Annotated in this window: 19 protein-coding genes and 1 tRNA gene; 12 read left to right on the top strand and 8 right to left on the bottom strand. The window is 69.0% G+C overall.

Features of this window, described 5'->3' with window-relative positions; genetic code table 11:
- Nucleotides 1-22 precede the first annotated feature (22 nt).
- Nucleotides 23-1450, bottom strand: a complete 1428-nt coding sequence (gene rox / locus ACIRG5_RS38475; RefSeq protein WP_402914382.1) for a rifampin monooxygenase — start codon at nucleotides 1448-1450, stop codon at nucleotides 23-25.
- 91 nt (nucleotides 1451-1541) lie between these two features.
- On the opposite strand from rox, the gene ACIRG5_RS38480 reads away from it, so the two are divergent.
- Nucleotides 1542-2003 carry a hypothetical protein gene (locus tag ACIRG5_RS38480; RefSeq protein ID WP_402914385.1) on the top strand — a complete coding sequence of 154 codons (462 nt, stop codon included), beginning with the start codon at nucleotides 1542-1544 and terminating at the stop codon, nucleotides 2001-2003.
- Here ACIRG5_RS38480 and ACIRG5_RS38485 read toward each other — a convergent pair.
- On the bottom strand, nucleotides 1947-2339 hold the full coding sequence (locus tag ACIRG5_RS38485; RefSeq protein ID WP_402914387.1) for an NUDIX domain-containing protein: 393 nt from the start codon (nucleotides 2337-2339) through the stop codon (nucleotides 1947-1949). The two genes, ACIRG5_RS38480 and ACIRG5_RS38485, sit on opposite strands and share 57 nt — an antisense overlap.
- Before the next feature lie 10 nt (nucleotides 2340-2349).
- Nucleotides 2350-2931, bottom strand: coding sequence for an NAD(P)H-dependent oxidoreductase (locus tag ACIRG5_RS38490; RefSeq protein ID WP_319981822.1), 582 nt, complete (start codon nucleotides 2929-2931; stop codon nucleotides 2350-2352).
- An 82-nt stretch (nucleotides 2932-3013) separates the two neighbouring features.
- Here ACIRG5_RS38490 and ACIRG5_RS38495 point away from each other — a divergent pair, with 82 nt between their 5' ends.
- On the top strand, nucleotides 3014-3487 hold the full coding sequence (locus ACIRG5_RS38495; RefSeq protein ID WP_402914391.1) for a MarR family winged helix-turn-helix transcriptional regulator: 474 nt from the start codon (nucleotides 3014-3016) through the stop codon (nucleotides 3485-3487).
- Between the two features lie 5 nt (nucleotides 3488-3492).
- Here ACIRG5_RS38495 and ACIRG5_RS38500 read toward each other — a convergent pair whose 3' ends face one another.
- Nucleotides 3493-4680, bottom strand: a complete 1188-nt coding sequence (locus tag ACIRG5_RS38500) for an NAD(P)/FAD-dependent oxidoreductase (RefSeq protein WP_402914394.1) — start codon at nucleotides 4678-4680, stop codon at nucleotides 3493-3495.
- A gap of 176 nt (nucleotides 4681-4856) precedes the next feature.
- Here ACIRG5_RS38500 and ACIRG5_RS38505 point away from each other — a divergent pair, with 176 nt between their 5' ends.
- Genes ACIRG5_RS38505 through ACIRG5_RS38515 form a run of 3 tightly spaced genes read left to right on the top strand, consistent with a single transcriptional unit; the run spans nucleotide 4857 to nucleotide 7953 of the window.
- Nucleotides 4857-5057, top strand: a complete 201-nt coding sequence (locus ACIRG5_RS38505; RefSeq protein ID WP_093599065.1) for a hypothetical protein — start codon at nucleotides 4857-4859, stop codon at nucleotides 5055-5057.
- Between the two features lie 53 nt (nucleotides 5058-5110).
- On the top strand, nucleotides 5111-6613 hold the full coding sequence (locus ACIRG5_RS38510; protein ID WP_402914397.1) for an AMP-binding protein: 1503 nt from the start codon (nucleotides 5111-5113) through the stop codon (nucleotides 6611-6613).
- 29 nt (nucleotides 6614-6642) lie between these two features.
- Nucleotides 6643-7953 carry a response regulator transcription factor gene (locus ACIRG5_RS38515; protein WP_402914400.1) on the top strand — a complete coding sequence of 437 codons (1311 nt, stop codon included), beginning with the start codon at nucleotides 6643-6645 and terminating at the stop codon, nucleotides 7951-7953.
- 228 nt (nucleotides 7954-8181) lie between these two features.
- On the opposite strand, the gene ACIRG5_RS38520 is transcribed toward ACIRG5_RS38515, so the two are convergent.
- Complete coding sequence (locus ACIRG5_RS38520; protein WP_402914401.1) at nucleotides 8182-9420, bottom strand: helix-turn-helix domain-containing protein; 1239 nt, start codon at nucleotides 9418-9420, stop codon at nucleotides 8182-8184.
- A gap of 28 nt (nucleotides 9421-9448) precedes the next feature.
- Here ACIRG5_RS38520 and ACIRG5_RS38525 point away from each other — a divergent pair, with 28 nt between their 5' ends.
- From ACIRG5_RS38525 to ACIRG5_RS38535, 3 genes are all read left to right on the top strand, one after another.
- The gene (locus ACIRG5_RS38525; RefSeq protein ID WP_402914403.1) at nucleotides 9449-9583 is read left to right on the top strand and encodes a hypothetical protein; all 135 of its coding nucleotides are present in this window, start codon (nucleotides 9449-9451) and stop codon (nucleotides 9581-9583) included.
- Between the two features lie 124 nt (nucleotides 9584-9707).
- Complete coding sequence (locus ACIRG5_RS38530) at nucleotides 9708-10190, top strand: PH domain-containing protein (protein WP_402914580.1); 483 nt, start codon at nucleotides 9708-9710, stop codon at nucleotides 10188-10190.
- Nucleotides 10187-11692 (top strand): PH domain-containing protein, encoded by a 1506-nt coding sequence (locus ACIRG5_RS38535; RefSeq protein ID WP_402914406.1) that lies wholly within the window; start codon nucleotides 10187-10189, stop codon nucleotides 11690-11692. Before ACIRG5_RS38530 ends, ACIRG5_RS38535 begins: the two co-directional genes overlap by 4 nt.
- 18 nt (nucleotides 11693-11710) lie before the next feature.
- On the opposite strand, the gene ACIRG5_RS38540 is transcribed toward ACIRG5_RS38535, so the two are convergent.
- Nucleotides 11711-12646 carry a GlxA family transcriptional regulator gene (locus ACIRG5_RS38540; RefSeq protein WP_402914409.1) on the bottom strand — a complete coding sequence of 312 codons (936 nt, stop codon included), beginning with the start codon at nucleotides 12644-12646 and terminating at the stop codon, nucleotides 11711-11713.
- A 71-nt stretch (nucleotides 12647-12717) separates the two neighbouring features.
- Between ACIRG5_RS38540 and ACIRG5_RS38545 the strand changes: the two genes are divergently transcribed.
- Entirely contained in the window at nucleotides 12718-13983 is a 1266-nt protein-coding gene (locus ACIRG5_RS38545) for an MFS transporter (protein ID WP_402914411.1), read from the top strand.
- Here ACIRG5_RS38545 and ACIRG5_RS38550 read toward each other — a convergent pair.
- Nucleotides 13915-15435: a helicase HerA-like domain-containing protein gene (locus ACIRG5_RS38550; protein ID WP_402914414.1), complete on the bottom strand. Its 1521-nt coding sequence runs from the start codon at nucleotides 15433-15435 to the stop codon at nucleotides 13915-13917. The two genes, ACIRG5_RS38545 and ACIRG5_RS38550, sit on opposite strands and share 69 nt — an antisense overlap.
- A 72-nt stretch (nucleotides 15436-15507) precedes the next feature.
- On the opposite strand from ACIRG5_RS38550, the gene orn reads away from it, so the two are divergent.
- The 3 genes from orn (at nucleotide 15508) to ACIRG5_RS38565 (ending at nucleotide 17934) form a co-directional block, all read left to right on the top strand.
- The gene (orn, locus tag ACIRG5_RS38555; RefSeq protein ID WP_093599053.1) at nucleotides 15508-16113 is read left to right on the top strand and encodes an oligoribonuclease; all 606 of its coding nucleotides are present in this window, start codon (nucleotides 15508-15510) and stop codon (nucleotides 16111-16113) included.
- A gap of 65 nt (nucleotides 16114-16178) precedes the next feature.
- Nucleotides 16179-16251: transfer RNA gene (locus tag ACIRG5_RS38560), tRNA-His, on the top strand.
- Nucleotides 16252-16308: 57 nt separating this feature from the next.
- Complete coding sequence (locus tag ACIRG5_RS38565) at nucleotides 16309-17934, top strand: ABC-F family ATP-binding cassette domain-containing protein (protein ID WP_402914418.1); 1626 nt, start codon at nucleotides 16309-16311, stop codon at nucleotides 17932-17934.
- Between the two features lie 4 nt (nucleotides 17935-17938).
- Here the strand turns inward: ACIRG5_RS38565 and ACIRG5_RS38570 are convergent, their stop codons facing one another.
- The gene (locus ACIRG5_RS38570; protein ID WP_402914582.1) at nucleotides 17939-19072 is read right to left on the bottom strand and encodes an Ig-like domain-containing protein; all 1134 of its coding nucleotides are present in this window, start codon (nucleotides 19070-19072) and stop codon (nucleotides 17939-17941) included.
- Nucleotides 19073-19105 lie beyond the last annotated feature (33 nt).

Below are 19105 nucleotides of genomic sequence, written 5' to 3' on the forward strand. Positions count from 1 at the left end.
TCCGGGCCTCGAACGGGTGACCTCAGCCGGCCGTCCCGAACCAGCGCGCGAGCTCCAGTTCGAGCGCCTCCTGGTCCTCGCCGGCCCACGCCACGTGCCCGTCCGGCCGCACCAGCACGGCGGGCGCGTCGAGGTCCTCGCTGACGTCGACGACGTGGTCGACCCGGTCCGCCCAGCCGCCGGCCGACAACGTCCCCGCCTGGTCGAGCAGGATGCCGCGACCTGCGTGCATCTGGTCGTAGAGGCCACCGCGCTTGAGCGAGAGGTCCCCGATCCGCCTGCCCACCAGGTCGTTGTCCGAGCCGAGGTCGTACCGGACGGAGACCGCGATGATCTTCTCGATCAGGTAGCGGTTGACCTCCTCGAACCCCACGAGCTCGGTGAACAGCCGCCGCACGGACTGCGGCCCCGGCTCGACCTTCATCAGTTCGATCTGCGCGCGGGTGTTGTTCAGCACCTCCTCGGCCACCGGGTGCCGTTCGGCCTCGTAGGTGTCGAGCAGGCCGGAGGGAGCCCAGCCGTGCACGGCCGCCGCGAGCTTCCAGCCCAGGTTGAACGCGTCCTGCACGCCGAGGTTGAGCCCCTGGCCACCGGTCGGCGGGTGGACGTGCGCCGCGTCGCCCGCGAGGAACACGCGGCCGGACCGGTAGCGCTCGGCCTGCCGGGTGGCGTCGCCGAAGCGGGACAGCCAGCGCGGCGAGTGCACGCCGAAGTCGGTCCCGGCGACCTTGACGAGCTGCTCCTTGAAGTCGTCCAGGGTCGGCATGACCGCGCGGTCCTCGTTCACCCCCTCCGCGGGCACGACGACCCGGTACGTCGCGGTGCCGCCGATCGGGCCGATGCCGAACCGCTTCTGGGTCTTGCGGATCTCCAGCATCAACGGCATCGCCTCCTCCCACGGCACGCCGATCTCCATCTCCCCCAGCAGCGTCTCCACCCGCGACGGCTCGCCCGGGAAGTCGATGCCGGCCAGCTTCCGCACGGTGCTGCGGCCACCGTCGCAGCCGACCAGGTACCGCGCCCGAAGCGACGTGCCGTCCGCCAGTTCGACGGTCACGCCCTCGTCGTCCTGCGCGAACGCGGTCACCGCGGCGCCACGCCGGATCTCGGCACCGAGCTCGGTGGCGTGCTCGGCGAGCATCCGTTCGGTGATCGGCTGCGGAAGGCCGAGGACGACCGGGTACTTCGTGTCCAGCCGCTCCGGCGCCGGCTTGTCGATGCCCGCGAAGAACCCGGCGAGCGGATGCGTCGTGCCCGCGTCGAGGAACCGGGCGGCGATGCCGCGCTGGTCCAGGATCTCGATGCTGCGCGCGTGCATGCCGAGCGCACGGACGACCTTCGTCGGTTCCGAATCCCGTTCGAGCACCAGCACGCTCACGCCGTGCAGACGCAACTCGCCAGCCAGCATCATGCCGGTCGGTCCACCGCCGGCGATGATGACGTCGATCATGGAGTCTTCCCCATTTCCCCAGGTAGATGACGTTGGCCGGGAAATGATGAAGCACAACCGGGGTCTTGTGGCAAGGCCCCCCATGCGCTATATGTTGAAGTGGGAGGAGAGCAGCGCTCTCCTCTTTCGTCGTTCCTGGGGTCACGACGTGGTGCGCTGGTACTTCGCCGGCCTCGTGCTGTCGTTCTTCGGGACGACGGCGGCGTTGTTCGCCTCCTCGCTGCACACCCCGGCGGCGTTTCCGCTGGTGGAGCACGGTCTGCGGTACGGGCCCGAGTTCCTGGGCGTCCTCGCCGCCGCTCGGGGCGCGGGATGGTTGACCGCGGTGCTGGTGTCGGGATTCGTGAACGGTGTGGGTCTCGCCTGGACAGTGATCGCGGTGGCGACGCTGGTCCAGCAACGCACACCGCCCGCCGTGCTCGGCCAGGTCAGCGCCACGGCGATGACCATCGTGTTCGGCGCTGTGGACGGCGTTCGCGGCCGCGGTCCGCGAACGTCAGGACAGCACCCCGGCGTCCCGCAGGTGGGCGAAGATGATCCGGTCGACCGGTGAGATCCGGTCCGCGTCGGCGGTGGTGAGCCAGGCGAGTTCCTCGATCTCGGCCGACGCCACCGGTTCCCCGTCGAACGACGCGGTGTAGCAGGTCATGCGCACGGTCACCCCCGACGTGTGGCCGTGCGCCTGCGCTTCGAACGTCCCCAGGTGCTTCGCCGACGCCGCGTCGATCTCGACCGACAGCTCCTCGCGGATCTCGCGCACGAGCGTCTCGACGTCGGACTCGCCCGGCTCGCGCTTGCCGCCGGGCAGGTAGTACGTGTCCTTGCCCGCCGACCGGGTGCCGAGCACGCGGCCGTCCTTCAAGTAGATCCAAGCCACCTTGTCGATCACACGATCGAGGTTAGGCGCTGGCGAGTTCCTTGACCACGCGGTGGGCGTCGGCCAGCGACTCCACGGCGAGCTCGCGGAACTGGTGCATCTGCGGCACCACGTCCGCCAGGGTCAGCTCGGCGTGCACGAACTCCAGGTTCTGGTCGAGGCCGACCATCGACAGCACGGCGCGCAGGTACGGCTCCTGGAAGTCGAAACCCTCGCGGGGCGTGCCCGGCTTGTACGAGCCGCCGCGGGCCGTCACGACGACGACGCGCTTGCCGCCCCACGCGAACGTGCCGTCCTCACGGGCGAAGTGCTCGGAGGTCGCGACCTGGTCGATCCAGGCCTTGAGGGTCGACGGGATCGAGAAGTTGTACATCGGCGCGCCGATGAGGAGCACGTCGGCGGCGTCGACCTCGGCGATCAGGCCGGCGGCGATGCCCTGGTCCGTGCCGTCCTTGTGCGGGATCGGCGACGCGTGCAGGTCGCGGTAGGTGTAGCCGGAGCCGGGGTTCGCGGCACGCCAGCTCTCCGCGAACGCGTTGGAGATCTCGCGGGTCACGGAGCCCTCGTACCGAATGCTCGTGTCGATGTGAAGCAGATTGGTCATACTCGGAACATACGAGCGAAGAACTTCCGAGTCAAGATGTTCTTAGTCGAGAACATCTCCGCCGGGATGTAGGATGGGACACATGGAGGAGCAGCCGGAACTCGTCGAAGCCTGCTTGGAGAAGTGGGATTTGAACTGGCTGCTGCACCGCGCCGCCCAGCGCGTCGGCGCCGCGTACGCCGACGAGATCGCCAAGTTCGGGATCTCGTTGCGCGGTCAGCTGGTGCTGGGTGCGCTCGCCAACGAGGAAGCCCAGCGCACCCAGCTCAAGCTCGGTGCGATGCTCGGGCTCGACAAGACCACGCTCACCAGCGAGCTCGACAAGCTGGAGCGAATCGGCCTGGTCATGCGCGTTCCCGACCCCAACGACCGGCGCGTGCGCACGCCGATGATCACCGACAAGGGCCGGGAACTGCAGAAAGAGGCGGGTGACGCGCTCGCCGAGGTAGAACGCGCCTTCCACTCCCGCTTCACCGCCGAGGAGATGGCGGTCATTCGCAAGGCCCTGCAGGACCTCTCGCGCGGCGAGGGTCCGATGCACGGCTCCTGCATCTAGCCGACCTAGACGAGCGCGCCCAGGTCCGCGTCCCGCAACTGCTCCGGTGTCACGGTCGCCTGTGCGTCCACCAGCGCCTTCAACGCCGTGCCGTGGTCCCAGACGTTGACGTTCATGGCCGCCCGCAGCCGTCCGTCACGCAGCCAGAACGCGATGAACTCCCGCGAGGCCACGTCACCGCGCACGACCAGTTCGTCGTCAGGGCCGGCGAGACCTCGGTACTCCATGCCCAGGTCGTACTGGTCGGTGAAGAAGTACGGCGACTTCAGGTACGGCTCGTCCAGCCCGATCAGCGGCCCGGCCACGTGCGTGCCCTGGTCCTTCGCGTTCGCCCAGTGCTCGACGCGGACCCGGTGGCCGTAGCGCGGGTGGTCCTGCGCGGCGATGTCGCCGGCCGCGAAGACGTCGGGCGCGGACGTGCGCAGCAACGCGTCCACCGCGACGCCGCCCTCGGCCAGTTCCAGGCCGGCGGCCTCGGCCAGTTCGAGACGGGGCGAGGCCCCCACGGCCAGCACCGTCACGTCCGGGTGCAGCTCGGTGCCGTCGTCCAGGCGCACGCCCACCGGTGAGAAGCTCGCGACACCCGTGCCCAGCTTGAACTCCACGCCGTGTTCGGTGTGCAGGCCGCGGAACATCGCACCCATCTCGGCGCCCAGCACGCGCACGAGCGGTTCGGCCAGCGGGTCGACCACCGTGACGCGGCAGCCGTGCGCGCGGGCCGCGGACGCCACCTCGCACCCGATCCAGCCCGCGCCGACGATCACGACGTGCCTGCCTTCGCGCAACGCGGACTTCAGCGCCAGCGAGTCGTCCAGCGTGCGCAGCACATGTCCTTGCGCGCCAGGCAGAACGCGTGGACGCGATCCGGTCGCGAGCAGCAACCGGTCGTAGGTGCGCACCGCTCCATCCGAGTCCACGATCGTGTGATCGCCGGGCCGCAGTTCCAGCACGGACACGCCGAGCTGGAGGTCGATCTCGTTGTCGGAGTAGAAGCTCGGCTCGTGCACCCACGCGGGTTCGGCCGCCTTGCCGAGCAGCAGGTCCTTGGACAGCGCGGGAAGTTCGTACGGGCGGTGGTGCTCGGTGCCGAACATGGTGATCTTGCCGCCGTAGCCGCGGTCTCGGAGCGCGCCCGCCGCGGAGGCACCGGCGAGGCCAGTTCCTACGATCACGATGCGTTGCGGTTCCGCCATTTTCACCCCTTCAGGTGACCCAGTCTCGTCCCACGTGCGACGCTATCCGCAGCTCGGCACGGTCGCTGAACGGAGAACGCGAAACCTCCGTCATGACCAACGGTGACGCGCGTCTCTCTGACGCGAGCACCGGCACCACCGGGCCGGCGCGCCGAGTGAGCTGGAGGAAGAAACCCGTGGGAGCCCAAGAGGAGTGGCAGGTGAGCTGCCGCGACATCGCTTCGCGCCGACGGGACATGACGGTGTTCGTCAGCCAGGGACACATCGTGATCACCGTGCCGCCGGGAGAGGCCGCCGTGCTGACTCCACTCGAGGTCGGCCGGCTGCGGGCGGCGTTGCGCGACGCGGTAGTGAGCGCATCCAACACTGACATGTGACCGCCGTCACACCGTTACCTACTCGCTAGTAGGTAGATGGCAGAGTGGGTCGCATGGTGACCCGCGTGCTGCTGACCCTGGTCAAAGCCGGAGTGATCCGGCCGTTGGGCCCGCGCGGGCTCTCCGGCACCGTGCGCGGGTATCTGCAGTGGGACATCACGCTGGCGTGGGGCTTCCAGACGGGCGCGGGACGCCACCCGGACCGTGCCGCGATCATCGACGACGACGGCGTGCTCACATACGCGGAAGTGAACGAGCGCACCAGCCGGCTCGCGCACGCCTTCCGCCCTGGGGAACGCGTCGGGCTGCTGTGCCGCAACGGCCGCGCGTTCATCGAGACGATGACCGCGTGCACGAAGATCGGCGCGGACGCCGTGCTGCTCAACACCGGCCTGAGCAAGGGACAACTGGCCCAGGTGGCGCAGGACCAGAAGATCGGCAGGATCGTCGCCGACCGCGAGTTCGCCGACGCACTGCCCGCGGACGTCCCGGTGTTCTTCACCGACGAGCTCGAGTCGCTGATCGCCAACGGGCCCACGACCTCGTTGCCCCGCAGGCCTCCGCGCGGCCGCCTGATCATCCTGACCTCCGGCACCACCGGCACGCCGAAAGGCGCCCGCAGGCCGGAACCCGCGAGCCTCGCCCCGGCCGCCGCGCTGCTGTCGCGGATTCCGCTCAGGCACGGTGACGTCATCTCCATCACCTCTCCGCTCTTCCACGCGTGGGGCCTCGCCGCGTTCCAGCTCGGGCTCGTGCTCGGCGCCACCCTGGTGCTGCGCCGCAGGTTCGATCCGGCGCAGGCGTTGAAGGACGCCGACAGGTGCACCGCGATGTTCGTGGTTCCCGTGATGCTGCAACGCATGCTGGAGCACGAGCACCGGCCGAACCTGCGGGTCATCGCCTCCAGCGGTTCCGCCCTGCCGCCCCGCGTCGCCGCCCGCACGCTGCAGGAGTTCGGCCCGGTGCTCTACAACCTCTACGGCTCAACGGAAGTGAGCTGGGCGAGCATCGCGACACCGGAGGAGATGCTGCGCGAGCCGGGCACGGCGGGCAAGCCGCCGCTCGGCACCAGACTGGCCGTTGTGGACGATCAGGGCAAGCCCGTGGCGCCGGGCGAGACCGGGCGCATCTTCGTGGGCAACGAGATGTTGTTCGACGGCTACACCAACGGCACCAGCAAGGAATCGCTGGACGGCCTGATGTCGACCGGCGATCTCGGTTATCTCAAGGACGGCCTGCTGTTCGTGGCCGGACGCGACGACGAGATGATCGTGTCAGGTGGTGAAAACGTTTACCCGCACGACGTCGAGGATTTGCTCTCCACGCTGGACGGCGTCACGGAGGTCGCGGTGCTCGGCGTGCCGGACGACGAGTGGGGCCAGCGCCTGGCGGCTTTCGTCGTCGGCGCGAAAACCCTGACGGCCGAACACATACGTGAACACGTGAAGGCGAATCTGGCGCGATACTCCGTTCCCCGGGATGTTTTCTTCGTCAACGAGTTGCCGCGCAACGCGGCCGGAAAAGTGTTGAAACGTCAATTGCGCGAGCACCACTAGAGTCAGCCTCCGAATGAGGGGGCTTCACCATGACGGTTCCCGGCAGGACCGCGGATCCGCGTTCCAACGCCGTGCACAACCTGCGCGAGGCACGCATCGCCCTGGACGAGGGCAGGCCGGGCGAGGCGTTGGAGTACGCGGAGAAGGCGGTGGCCGCGTTCGCGTGGCTGGACGACGTCGAGGGCGTCGCGGAGGGTGTGCTGGCGCAGTCGGTGGCGCTCGGCAAGCGGGGGCTGTGGCCCAGCGCGCTCGACACGATCGACAAGGTGCAGGAGATCGCGGCGGCGAACCGCCACATCGGACTGCAGGCGCGGTGCAGCTTTTCCCGTGCCGTGGTGGAACTGCGGCTCGACTCGCGGGAGCGGAGCTTCAACTCCTTCGCCCGCGCGCTGGGTCTCGCGGAGCTCACCGGCGACAACGAGCTGATCGGCTCGGTGCTGTTCGAACAGGCACGGGTGATGCGCATGCAGTACCACGAGCACTGCATGATCCGCACCGAGGAGAACCGCTGCAGCCTCGACGGCGAGCCGTGCGTGCGCAAGATCCGCCGCGCGGAAGCGTTGTGCGCTCAGGTGCGGGACCGGTGGAAGACGCTCGGCGATCCGGTGCGGATGGCGATGGTCAACGTCCTGCTGACACACGTGCGCATTGATCTGGGTGAACTTGACCGCGCGCACCGCAGCTGGCAGCGCGCTGACCAGTTGCTTGCCGGAAGGAACCGCCCGGTGGCGCGGGCCGAGGCGCTGATGGCGCGGGCGCGCCTCAGCGGTGCGCGGGCGCGCTACCCCGAGCAGATCGCCCAGCTCACCCAGGCCGCCGAACTCGCGATGAGCTGCCTGGCACGGGAAGTGGCGGTGCACGCGCACCAGCAGCTGAGCGAGGCGCACGAACGAGCCGGCGATCTGGAACGGGCGTTGCGGCACGCGCGCCTGCAGTTGGAGCAGTACCGGTTGTGGGAGCTGCAAGAAGGTCGCGATCTGCTGCGGATGCGCGAGCACGACCTGTCGTCACGGCTCGTGGAACAGTTGGCGCACAGGCGTTTCGAGCCCAAGCGGGAGGACACCGTGATGCGCGTCCCGCACACCGGCGAGCTCCACGAAACCGGTACCGCGGAGCACACGAACACCCGGATCGCCCGCGCCCTGCGAGCGGGACTCACCAAACGCGGCATCGAGGTGCTGCGGCTCGTGGCCGCCGGAGCGAGCACGGCGATGATCGCGGAGTCGCTCGGCCTGTCTCCCAAGACGGTGCAGAACCACCTCCAGCGCATCTACACGACGCTTGACGTCAACGGACGCGCCGGTGCCATCGTCTGGTGGATGAACCTCACCACCAGCTAGTCATTCGCAGTCAACCCCTTGACAACTGGGCCGACCGGACAGGCGGGCCATCGCCCGTTCGGTCGCTTGCCGTCGACCGGGAACTGCCGGTTCCCGGGTGTTTTACCCATGTTCACGCGGTGCAATTGGGTGATGTGATGGGTAACTGGTCTGTGTCATGCTCCGTTAACAAGGTGTCCAGTTAATGAGCGAGGGGCGGTCATGACGAGGCAACGCCCGTACGTCGGGCTAGTGCTTGCGCAGCGCGATGCGTGCCACGTCTCGCCACAGCAGCGGATCGACGCCTTCGGGGTTGATGTGTTCCAGCAACGCGGCGAGTGCGGTGCGCGCGTCGGCGCCGCCGTCCGCGTCGACCTCGTCCGCCGCCCGCACGAGCAGCAGGTGGCACCGCAGCTGCTGCTCGGCGTCGAGCTGGCCGGTCGCCAGCGCGATCTCCGCGAGTTCGCGGGCCCGGTCGACCTCGCCGTCGCGCAACGCCAGTTCCGCCCGCAACGCGCGGGCGTGCGCGAGCAGGTTCTCCTGGCGGCGCATGGCCGCGACCGTCGTCTCCACCTTGTCCAGCAACGCGACCACGTCGTCGAGGTTCGCTCCCGGCGTGCGCAGCGTGATGGACGCTCCGGCCAGGCGGACGCGGCAGCGGTACTCGGCATCGCCGTCGAAGTCGTCCAGCATCGCGACGGCCTCGCGGATGCAGTGCGCGGCCTCCATCCGGTCCCCCAGGCGATCCGCGACCTTGGCGCGCACCCACCACGTGGAGATCGCGAGCCGGTCGCGGCCGAGTTCGGGCAGCCGCGCGGAAAGCTGGTCCACGACCTGTTCGGCGTCCGCCAGGCGGCCGGCCCCGGTGAGCTCCGCGCACAACGAGATGAGCGCACGCGTGTGGACGCGACGCACCCGTTCGCCGTCACCGTTCGACAGTTCGACGGCCTCGGTCGCGGCCTTCACGGATTCGGCCGTCCGGCCGAGGCGCCGCAACGAGGATGCGCGCAGGATCTCCACGAGCGCGTCCACCGCCGGACCGGGAGACCACGACTTGCGCAGCTTCGCCCCCGCCAGCAGCAGGCCCTCGTGGTCTCGCTGCCGCGCGAGCATCACCAGGCGCGTCCAGCGCACGCACCAGCCGAACATCTCCTCGTCGGACCGCTTTCCCAGCGTTTCCAGCAGATCGACGGCCATCACGAGGTCACCGTCGTGGTACGCGAGCAGCGCTTCGCACCACGCCAGCGCCTCGTCCTGCATCGCGGTGCGGTCCTCGTCGACCATCAGCTCGGACGGGTCGACGCCGAGCACCTCGGCGAGCCTGCGGACGACGGTGGGCGACGGCACCCGTTCGCCGGACTCCAGCCGGGACACGTAGCTCATCGAGACGCCGGGGCACGCGAGGTCCTTTTGCGACAAACCTCGCTGCAGCCGGACCGCCCGCAACCGCGCACCGAACCTCGTCAACGACTTCCTGCCCTCATCCACGGCCGCCACCTATCGAAGGAGCCCCTTAATGAAGTTGAACACTATCGCTCGAACCGTCGCGGCCGTGATCCTCAGTTTGGGGGCGCTGCTGGCGATGTCGGGCGCGGCCTCGGCTGACGACCGCGACGCCGGGTTCACCCCGCCGTACTGCTCCCAGCCCTGATCGACCGCCCTGCCCGAGGTGGTCTTGCCTCCCTCGCAAGCAAGACCACCCCGGCCATCGACACACCAATTGACACACCTGACCACACCACCAGGTACGGGTGAGGCACCCTTGTGGGGTGACTCTGCAACTGCGCACGCCTCGTCACCAGGTGAGCCCGAAGTCCGTCCTGCTGTGGACGATGCAGGCCGCCGTGTTCTGGCTCGTGCTCTTCGTGCCCCAGCTGATCGTGTTCCTGCTGGTGGGCAACCCGCCGACGTGGGAGTTGGCGCTCATGATCGCCACGCTGGTCGTCGGGATCGTGCACACCGCGGTCGAACCGAGCTGGCGCTACCGCGTCCACCGCTGGGAGACCACGCCGGACGCCGTCTACACCCTGTCCGGCTGGCTGAATCAGGAGTGGCGAGTCGCGCCGGTGTCGCGGATCCAGACGATCGACACGAAACGAGGGCCGTTCCAGCAGTTGCTCGGCCTGTCGACCGTCACGGTGACGACGGCGTCGGCCGCCGGGCCCGTGGAGATCGAGGGCCTGGAGCACGAGGTCGCGCAGAGGCTCGTGGTGGAACTGACGAACACGACGCAGGCCACCCCCGGTGATGCCACGTGAGCACCCCCGCCGAGCTGCCCGCCGCGCCGGAGTTCACCGAGCCGCTGCAGGAATGGCACCGCCTGCACGTGCGGATGCTGGTCGTGCGGCCGCTCAACGAGGGCATCGCGATGCTGGTGCCGATCCTCGTGCTGCTGTTCACCGGCAACGGCGAGAAGTGGCGGCTCATCGCCAGCGGCGCGACGGTCGCGGCGATCCTCGCGTTCAGCTATCTCCTCTGGCGCACCACGAAGTACCGCATCACCGGCGACCAGGTCGAGCTGCACACGGGTCTGCTGACCCGCAAGCAGCTCGCGGTGCCGCGTGATCGCATCAGGACGGTCGACCTCACCTCCAAGCCGGGGCACCGGATCTTCGGGCTGTCGGCGGTGCGGATCGGCACGGGACAGCAGGACGTCCCCGGCACGGACGGCCTCACCCTCGACGCCGTGACGCAGCAGGAGGCCGAACGGCTGCGGTTGTTGTTGCTGCGGAAGGGAGTCGCGCCCAGGGCGACTCCGGAGGGCGAGGACGCGGAACCGGTTCCGCTGCCCGAGTCCGAGGTCATCTCGCAGCTCGACCTGAAGTGGCTGAAGTTCGCGCCGCTGTCGTTGTCGGGTCTCGTCGCGATCGGCGCCGTGTTCGGCGTGCTGTCCAACTACGCGGACGACCTCGGCCTGCACCCCGTGCAGGACCTGTGGGAGTGGCTGTTCGAGAACCCCAGCCTCGCGCTCTTCGCCGGGTTCCTGATCGTGCTGGCCGTGCTCGGGCTGGTGCTGTCGATCCCGCTGTACATCCTCCAGTTCTGGAACTACCGCCTGACCCGTGAGCCGGACGGAACCCTGCGCGTGCAACGGGGTCTGCTCACCACCCGCTCGGTTTCGGTGGAGGAGCAACGGCTTCGCGGCGTCGACATCCAGGAACCGCTGCTGGTGCGCGCCGGCAAGGGCGCGAAGCTCGCCGCCGTGACGACGGGTCTGGGCTCGAAGGGCGAGAGCAACCTGCTGCTGCCGCCCGCGCCGCTGTCCGTGGCGCACCAGGTGTCGCGGGACGTGCTGAAGGTCGGCAACGACCCGACGACCTTGCGGCTGCGCAAGCACCCGTTCGCCGCGTTGCGTCGCAGCATGATCCGGCACGTGATGCCGTGGATCGTGATCGCGGTGGGCCTCGCGATCTTCGCGCCGTCGTGGGCGTGGCCGATCCCGGTGGCGATCATCCCGTTCGCCGCGCTGGTCGGCTGGGACAACTACCGCTCGCTCGGCAACGCCCTGGACGAGCGCTATCTGGTGACGCGCAACAACTCTCTCGTGCGCAGCACCGTCGCGTTGCAGCGCACCGGCATCATCGGATGGCGCATCCACCGGTCGTTCTTCCAGCGCCGCAGCGGTCTGGTGACGATCGGCGCGACGACCGCGGCGGGTGCGGGCGTCTACCACGTCACGGACGTCGGCGAGTCCGACGGACTGGCGCTGGCCGATGAGGCCGTGCCCGATCTGCTGCGCCCGTTCCTGATCGACGAGTAGGTCCTTTGTGGACTGGGGTCACGCCGAGCGGAACGTCTGACGGTAGGCGCTCGGCGAGACCCCGACCGACGCCGCCAGCTGCTGACGCAACGCCGCGCCGGTTCCGAAGCCCGCGTGATTCGCGACCTGGTCGATCGGCAGGTCGGTGGACTCCAGCAGGTGCCGGGCGCGGTCGACGCGCTGCTGCGTCAGCCACTGGCCCGGCGACATCCCCGTCTCGGCGCGGAACCGGCGGGTGAACGTGCGCACGCTCATCCGCACCTGCGCGGCCATCGCGGCGAGGTCGAGCGGTTCTTGGAGGCGCTCCAAGGCCCACTCGCGGGCGAGCGCGGTGGACGTGTCCGGGTAGCTCGGCACCGGCCGGTCGACGAACTGGGACTGACCGCCCTGCCGCCACGCGGGGACGACGCAGTAGCGGGCGATCCAGTTCGCGACCTCGCTGCCGTGGTCGGACCTGATGACGTGCAGGCACAGGTCGATGCCCGCGGCGACGCCCGCCGACGTGAGGATGTCGCCGTCGTCGATGAACAGCACGTCCGGGTTGAGGCGCACCTTCGGGTAGAGCGCGCGGAACTCGTCGGTGGTGCCCCAGTGCGTGGTGGCGGGCCTGCCGTCGAGCAGCCCGGCCGCCGCGAGCACGAACGCGCCCGTGCAGATCGACATGATCCGGCGCGCGTTCGTCGTCGTGAGCGCCTCCAGCACGGCCGGTTCGAGCCAGCCCTCACGTGCCGGCTTGTAGTGGGTGCCTGGCACGAGCACCGTGTCCGCGTCTTGGAGCGCCTCCAAGCCGTGCTCGGGCGCGATGGTGAAGCCGCCGGTGGTGGGGATGGGGCGGCGGTCCGGCGAGCAGACGACCACCTCGTAGCGGTCCGCGAGCCGGGCGAACATGTGCGTCGAGCTGCCGATGTCGAACGCCACCGACTGCTCGAGCGCGAGAACGGCGATCCGGTGCATGGCCTGATTCTTTCACATGTTGGCCATCGGGCCACTGGTCGCCGCGTCGGTCATCGCTGAACCTTGTCGGCGTGAGACTCCATTGGGCCTGGGTTGTCGCGGGCGTGTCCTTCATCGCCCTGGTCGGTGCCGCGTCGTTCCGCGCGGCGCCGGGTGCGTTGATCGAGCCGTTGCAAGCGGAGTTCGGCTGGACGACCGGCACGATCTCCCTCGCCATCTCGATCAACCTGTTGCTGTTCGGGCTGACCGCGCCGTTCGCGGCCGCGCTGATGGACAAGTTCGGCGTGCGGGTCGTGGTGACCTGCGCGTTGACGCTGGTCGCGATCGGCAGCGGGCTGACGGTGTTCATGACCGCGTCGTGGCAGCTGGTCCTGCTGTGGGGTGTCGTGGTCGGGCTCGGCACCGGCTCGATGGCGCTGGCGTTCGTCGCCACGATCACCGGACGCTGGTTCGTGAAGCACCGCGGCCTGGTCACGGGCGTGCTGACGGCGGGTGGTGCGGCCGGTCAGCTCGTGTTCCTGCCGACCGTGGCCTGGCTGTCCGAGTCCTACGGCTGGCGGTACGCGTCGCTGGTGATCTGCATCGCCGCGCTGGCCGTGGTGCCGCTGGCGGCGTTCTTCCTGCGCGAGTACCCGCGTGACGTCGGGCTGTTGCCGCTCGGCGCGACCGAGGACACTCCCCCGCCGCCGTCCGGTGGCGCGGCCAAGCGTGCTCTGGGCGCGCTGGCCACCGCTGCCAGGACCCGGCCGTTCTGGTTGCTGGCCGGGGGGTTCGCGATCTGCGGAGCGTCCACGAACGGCCTGGTGGGCACGCACTTCATCCCCGCCGCGCACGACCACGGCATGCCGACGACGACCGCCGCCGGGCTGCTGGCGCTGGTGGGCGTGTTCGACATCGTGGGCACGATCGCGTCCGGCTGGCTGACCGACCTGGCCAATTCAGCGTTACTGCTCGCGTCCTATTACGCGTTGCGCGGCCTCTCGCTGATGCTGCTGCCGCAGCTGTTCGGCGAGTCGGCGCACCCGTCGATGCTGGTGTTCATCATCTTCTACGGCCTGGACTGGGTCGCGACCGTGCCGCCGACCGTGGCGTTGTGCCGCCAGTACTTCGGCATGTCCGGGCCGGTCGTGTTCGGCTGGGTGTTCGCGTCGCACCAGCTCGGCGCGGCCGTCGCGGCGTCCGCGGCCGGGCTCACCCGCGACCACCTGGGCAGCTACGACCTGGCCTGGTACGTCGCGGGCGCCCTCTGCATCGGCGCGGCGGTGCTGTCAGCGTCGCTTGCGCGAAGTCCCGAACAGACCTCGCGTGATCTCGCGCGCCAGGGCACTGCCGGCTGACCGCAGGAACGACTTCACGGCGCTGTTGCCCAGCACCTTCTCGACCATCCCCGGTTCCTCCTTCTCCCGGCGAGGAGGTTCCGGGGATCGTTCCTGCTGTTCTTCCTGTGGCGGCGCGACCTTCTGCATGAGCTGCTCGTAGGCCGACTCGCGGTCGATCGTCTCCGAGTACTTGCCGTGCAGGTCCGACGCCTGGGAAGCCTGTTTGATCGCGTCGTTGCCGATGGTGTCCATCAACGACCGCGGCGCCCGCAGGCGAGTCCACGCGACCGGCGTCGGCGCGCCCTTCTCACTGAGCACGGTGATGATCGCCTCGCCGATGCCGAGCGACGTGAGCGCCTTCTCCAGGTCGTAGTGCGGCGTCGTCGGATATGTCTTCACCGTGCGCGCCAACGCCTTCTGGTCGTCCGGCGTGAACGCGCGCAATGCGTGCTGGACGCGCGCGCCGAGCTGCGACAGCACGTCGTTCGGGATGTCGGTCGGCAGCTGCGTGCAGAAGAAGACGCCGATCCCCTTGGACCGGATGAGCTTCACGGTCTGGGTGATCTGGTCGAGGAACGCCTTGGAGGCGTTGGAGAACAGCAGGTGCGCCTCGTCGAAGAAGAAGACGAGCTTGGGCTTCTCGACGTCGCCTTCCTCGGGCAGCGTCTCGAACAACTCCGCCAGCAGCCACATCAGGAACGTGGAGAACAGCGCCGGATTGCCTTGCAGTTCCGCGAGTTCGAGCAGGCTCACGACGCCCTTGCCGTCGTGCTGCCGCATCAGGTCGGCCGGGTCGAGCTCCGGTTCACCGAAGAACTTGTCGCCGCCCTGTGCCTCCAGGTTGACCACCGCCCGCAGGATCACGCCCGCCGTGGAAGTGGAGACGCCGCCGATGCCCTTGAGGTCGGCCTTGCCCTCGTCGCTGGTGAGGTGCTGGATGACGCTGCGCAGGTCCTTGGTGTCGAGCAGCGGGAGGCCTTTCGAGTCCGCCCAGTGGAAGATCAGGCCGAGCGTCGACTCCTGGGTGTCGTTCAGGCCCAGCACCTTCGACAACAGGATCGGGCCGAAGCTCGTGATCGTCGCCCGCAGCGGCACCCCGAGACCGCCGGTGCCGATCGACAGGAACTGCGTCGGGTACGACTGCGGCTGCCAGTCGTCGCCGGTGTCCTTGGCGCGGGCCGTGGTCCGATCACTGACGCCGCCCTGCTGCGACAGACCGGACAAGTCGCCCTTCACGTCCGCCATCAGCACGGGAACGCCGTTGTTGGACAGCTGTTCGGCGAGCAACTGGAGGGTCTTCGTCTTGCCGGTTCCCGTTGCGCCCGCGACGAGTCCGTGGCGGTTGACCATGGCCAACGGGATGCGGACGTGGGCGGTCGGCTCCACGGTGCCGTCGACCAGCACGGCGCCGAGTTCGATGGCCGCGCCCTCGGACGCGTATCCAGCAGCGATCTCAGCTTGGGCCGTCATGCAGGAGGAGCGTAATCAGGTTGCCGCACGCCGCCACTCGAAGTTGACGCCTCGCGCAGTAATGTTTCCGGCGTGATGGATCGTCTGGTGTGGATCGACTGCGAGATGACCGGACTCGACCTGGGCAAGGACGCTCTGATCGAGATCGCGGCACTGGTCACGGACGCCGAGCTCAACGTGCTCGGCGACGGCGTGGACATCGTGATCCACGCGGATGACGACGTGCTCGCCTCGATGCCGGACGTCGTCATGGAGATGCATGCCAAGTCGGGCCTGACCGAGGAGGTGCGCGCGTCCGCCGTCTCCATGGAGGAGGCAGAGGCCGCCGTGCTGGCCTACATCAAGGAGTGGGTCCCCGACCCGCGGACCGCTCCCCTGGCCGGCAACTCCATCGCCACCGACCGCGGCTTCATCGCCCGCGACATGCCGGCGCTGGACGCCCACCTGCACTACCGCATGGTCGACGTGTCGTCGATCAAGGAGCTGTGCCGGCGCTGGTACCCGCGCATCTACTACGCGCAGCCGGGCAAGGGTCTCGCGCACCGGGCGCTCGCCGACATCGTCGAGTCGATCCGGGAGCTCGCGTACTACCGGCGGACGGCGTTCGTGCCGCAGCCGGGCCCGTCGTCGGAGCAGGCCCAGGCCGTGGCCGCTGACCTGCTGAAGAACGCCGACTGACCCCCGATTTCAATATCGGTAGCTCTCGTTGCTATGCTTTCCTCGCCGGTCAACGACTGGCAATGGTGGGTGTAGCTCAGCCGGTAGAGCACTGGGTTGTGATCCCAGGTGTCGCGGGTTCAAGTCCCGTCACTCACCCTTTGTCGAAAGGCCTCCGCACTCGCGGGGGCCTTTCTTCACGTTCAGGGAGTCTTCATGACCACGCTCGTCGCCAAGGATCTCGCCGCGGGTCACGGTGACCGCGTCCTGTTCTCCGACCTGGACCTGGTGGTCGCCCCCGGCGACGTCATCGGGCTCGTCGGCGTGAACGGCGCGGGCAAGTCGACGCTGCTGAAGACCCTGGCCGGGTTGATCCCCGCCGAGTCGGGTCGCGTCTCGCTCAGCCCGCCGTCCGCCAACGTCGGCCACCTCGCTCAGGAGCCCGAACGTCTCGAAGGCGAGACCGTGCGCGACTTCCTGGCCCGCCGCACCGGAGTCGCTGCCGCTCAGGCCGCTCTGGACGTGGCCACCGAGGCGTTGACCGCCGGCAACGACGAGGGCTACTCGGACGCGCTCGACCAGTGGCTCGTACTGGGCGGCGCGGATCTGGAGGAACGGTCCCTGGAGGTCGTGTCGGACCTCGGGCTGACCGTGGGCCTCGACGCGTTGATGACCTCGCTGTCCGGTGGCCAGGCCGCCCGCGCGGGCATGGCGTCGTTGCTGCTGAGCCGCTACGACATCTTCCTGCTCGACGAGCCGACCAACGACCTGGACCTCGACGGCCTGGAACGGCTGGAGAAGTTCGTCACGGGCCTGCGCGCCGGAACCGTGGTGGTCTCACACGACCGCGAGTTCCTGGCGCGCACGGTCACCAGCGTGCTGGAGCTCGACCTGCACCAGAACTCCGTGCGCCTGTACGGCGGCGGCTACGAGTCGTACCTCGAAGAACGCGCGCGGGCCCGTCAGCACGCCCGTGACGACTACGAGGAGTTCGCGGACACCAAGGCCTCGCTGGAGGCCCGCGGACGCATGCAGCGCGCGTGGATGGACAAGGGCGTGAAGAACGCCCGGCGCAAGGCGACGGACAACGACAAGAACGCCCGCAAGTTCCGTGCCGACGCCACCGAGAAGCAGGCGTCGAAGGCCCGCCAGACCGACCGCATGATCGAACGCCTGGAGGTCGTCGAGGAGCCCCGCAAGGAGTGGGAGCTGCGGATGGAGATCGCCGCGGCCCCGCGTTCCGGTGCCATCGTGGCGTCCCTGCGGGCAGCGGTGGTCGAACGCGGCGGCTTCCGGCTCGGCCCGGTGGACCTGCAGATCGACTGGGCGGACCGGGTCGCGATCACCGGCGCGAACGGCGCGGGCAAGTCGACGCTGCTGGGCGCGCTGCTCGGCCGGGTCGAGCTGACCTCGGGCTACGCGACGCTGGGTTCCGGCGTCGTGGTCGGCGAGGTGGACCAGGCGCGGGGGCTGTTCCTGGGCGACCTGCCGCTGGTGGACGCGTTCGAGGAAGCGGTGCCGGAGATGAACCCGGCCGACGTGCGCACGTTGCTGGCGAAGTTCGGGCTGAAGGCGGTGCACGTGAAGCGTCCGGCGGCGTCGCTGTCACCGGGTGAGCGGACGCGGGCGGCGCTGGCGTTGCTGCAGGGCCGCGGGGTGAACCTGCTGGTGCTGGACGAACCGACGAACCACCTCGACCTGGCCGCGATCGAGCAGCTGGAGTCGGCGCTGGAGAACTACCCCGGCACGTTGCTGCTGGTGACGCACGACCGGCGGATGCTGGAAGCGGTGCAGGTGAACCGTCACCTGGCCGTGTCGGGCGGCCAGGTGACGGTCTCCTAGAGCGTCAGCGGTTGCCCTGGACCCACTGGGCCCACGGCACCTGCCAGTCGCCGAAGCCGTCCCACGACTCCAGGGGCGGGCCGCCGGAGTTGGTGACGATGACGACGTCGCCCTGCTTGCTGTTGTCGATGACCCACTTGGCGTTCTCCGGCGACAGGTTGAGGCAGCCGTGACTCACGTTCCGGTTGCCCTGGTCGCCGATGGACCACGGCGCGCTGTGGAAGAAGATGCCGCTGTTGGACATGCGGTAGGCCCAGTCGACCGGCGTCTTGTAGCCGCCGTTCTCCAGTGCGAGGCCGTACGTGGTCGAGTCCATGATCATGTGGTCGTGCTTCTCCATCAGCACGTACGTGCCGTGGGGGGTGGTGTTGGCCGCGTTGCCCATCGAGGTCGGCATGGTGCGCACGACGTTGCCGTTGACCTTGACGTTGACCTGGTGCGTCTGGCCGTCGGCCTCGTAGATGACCTCGTCGCCCACGGTCGTGGTGATCGTGCGGTCTTCCTGGCCGTAGATGCCGTCACCGATGTGCTTGCCGTAGACCTTGATGTTCATCGTGATCTTGGTGCCCGACTTCCAGAACTTCTCCGGACGCCAGTGCACCTCCTTCTTGTTGAACCAGTAGAAGGCGCCCTCGACCTTGGGCTCGGTGGTGATCTCCAGCATCTTCTCGGCCGCGACCTTGTCGGCCACCGGCTCGTCGAAGTAGAAGGCCAGCGGCTGGCCGACACCGATGGTGGTGCCGTCCTGCGGGTTCGTCGACACGTACGTGAGCGTGCGCGGCTTCACCGTGGTGAAGGACGACTCCTTGGTCTGCGGCTTGCCGTCCTCGCCCGTCGCCGTGGCGGACAGCTTGTACGTCTTCGAGTACCCGAGCGGCTCGGTGTTCGTCCACTGCGTCGACTCGGGGTTCATCTTGCCCTCGACGACCTTGCCGTCGGGGTTCGTCAGCTTGACGTCGGTCAGCTTCCCGTCCGCCGCGGTCGCGATGACCGGCAGACCGGGCGACACGTCCGCCGCACCGTCGTTCAGCGCCAGTGTCAGCGTGACGGGCTTCGGCGGAGGAGGAGCAGCGCTCGACTCCCCGCCGGCGCCGCCTGTCCCGCTGTCACCGCCCCCTGAACAGCCTGCGATCAGCATCACAGCGACACCCGCTGCGACGACCCCACGACC

The sequence above is a fragment of the Lentzea sp. NPDC102401 genome, assembly GCF_044765805.1.
In the GTDB taxonomy this organism is placed as follows: domain Bacteria; phylum Actinomycetota; class Actinomycetes; order Mycobacteriales; family Pseudonocardiaceae; genus Lentzea; species Lentzea sokolovensis.

What these genes read in the sequence shown, in the direction of transcription:
- ACIRG5_RS38540 (WP_402914409.1), bottom strand. Translation starts at nt 12,646, where the DNA reads ATGCACCGGATCGCCGTTCTCGCGCTCGAGCAGTCGGTGGCGTTCGAC.
- ACIRG5_RS38525 (WP_402914403.1), top strand. Translation starts at nt 9,449, where the DNA reads ATGAAGTTGAACACTATCGCTCGAACCGTCGCGGCCGTGATCCTCAGT.
- rox (WP_402914382.1), bottom strand. Translation starts at nt 1,450, where the DNA reads ATGATCGACGTCATCATCGCCGGCGGTGGACCGACCGGCATGATGCTG.
- ACIRG5_RS38565 (WP_402914418.1), top strand. Translation starts at nt 16,309, where the DNA reads ATGACCACGCTCGTCGCCAAGGATCTCGCCGCGGGTCACGGTGACCGC.
- ACIRG5_RS38515 (WP_402914400.1), top strand. Translation starts at nt 6,643, where the DNA reads ATGACGGTTCCCGGCAGGACCGCGGATCCGCGTTCCAACGCCGTGCAC.
- ACIRG5_RS38495 (WP_402914391.1), top strand. Translation starts at nt 3,014, where the DNA reads ATGGAGGAGCAGCCGGAACTCGTCGAAGCCTGCTTGGAGAAGTGGGAT.
- ACIRG5_RS38500 (WP_402914394.1), bottom strand. Translation starts at nt 4,680, where the DNA reads ATGGCGGAACCGCAACGCATCGTGATCGTAGGAACTGGCCTCGCCGGT.
- ACIRG5_RS38550 (WP_402914414.1), bottom strand. Translation starts at nt 15,435, where the DNA reads ATGACGGCCCAAGCTGAGATCGCTGCTGGATACGCGTCCGAGGGCGCG.
- ACIRG5_RS38510 (WP_402914397.1), top strand. Translation starts at nt 5,111, where the DNA reads ATGGTGACCCGCGTGCTGCTGACCCTGGTCAAAGCCGGAGTGATCCGG.
- ACIRG5_RS38570 (WP_402914582.1), bottom strand. Translation starts at nt 19,072, where the DNA reads ATGCTGATCGCAGGCTGTTCAGGGGGCGGTGACAGCGGGACAGGCGGC.
- ACIRG5_RS38480 (WP_402914385.1), top strand. Translation starts at nt 1,542, where the DNA reads ATGTTGAAGTGGGAGGAGAGCAGCGCTCTCCTCTTTCGTCGTTCCTGG.
- ACIRG5_RS38490 (WP_319981822.1), bottom strand. Translation starts at nt 2,931, where the DNA reads ATGACCAATCTGCTTCACATCGACACGAGCATTCGGTACGAGGGCTCC.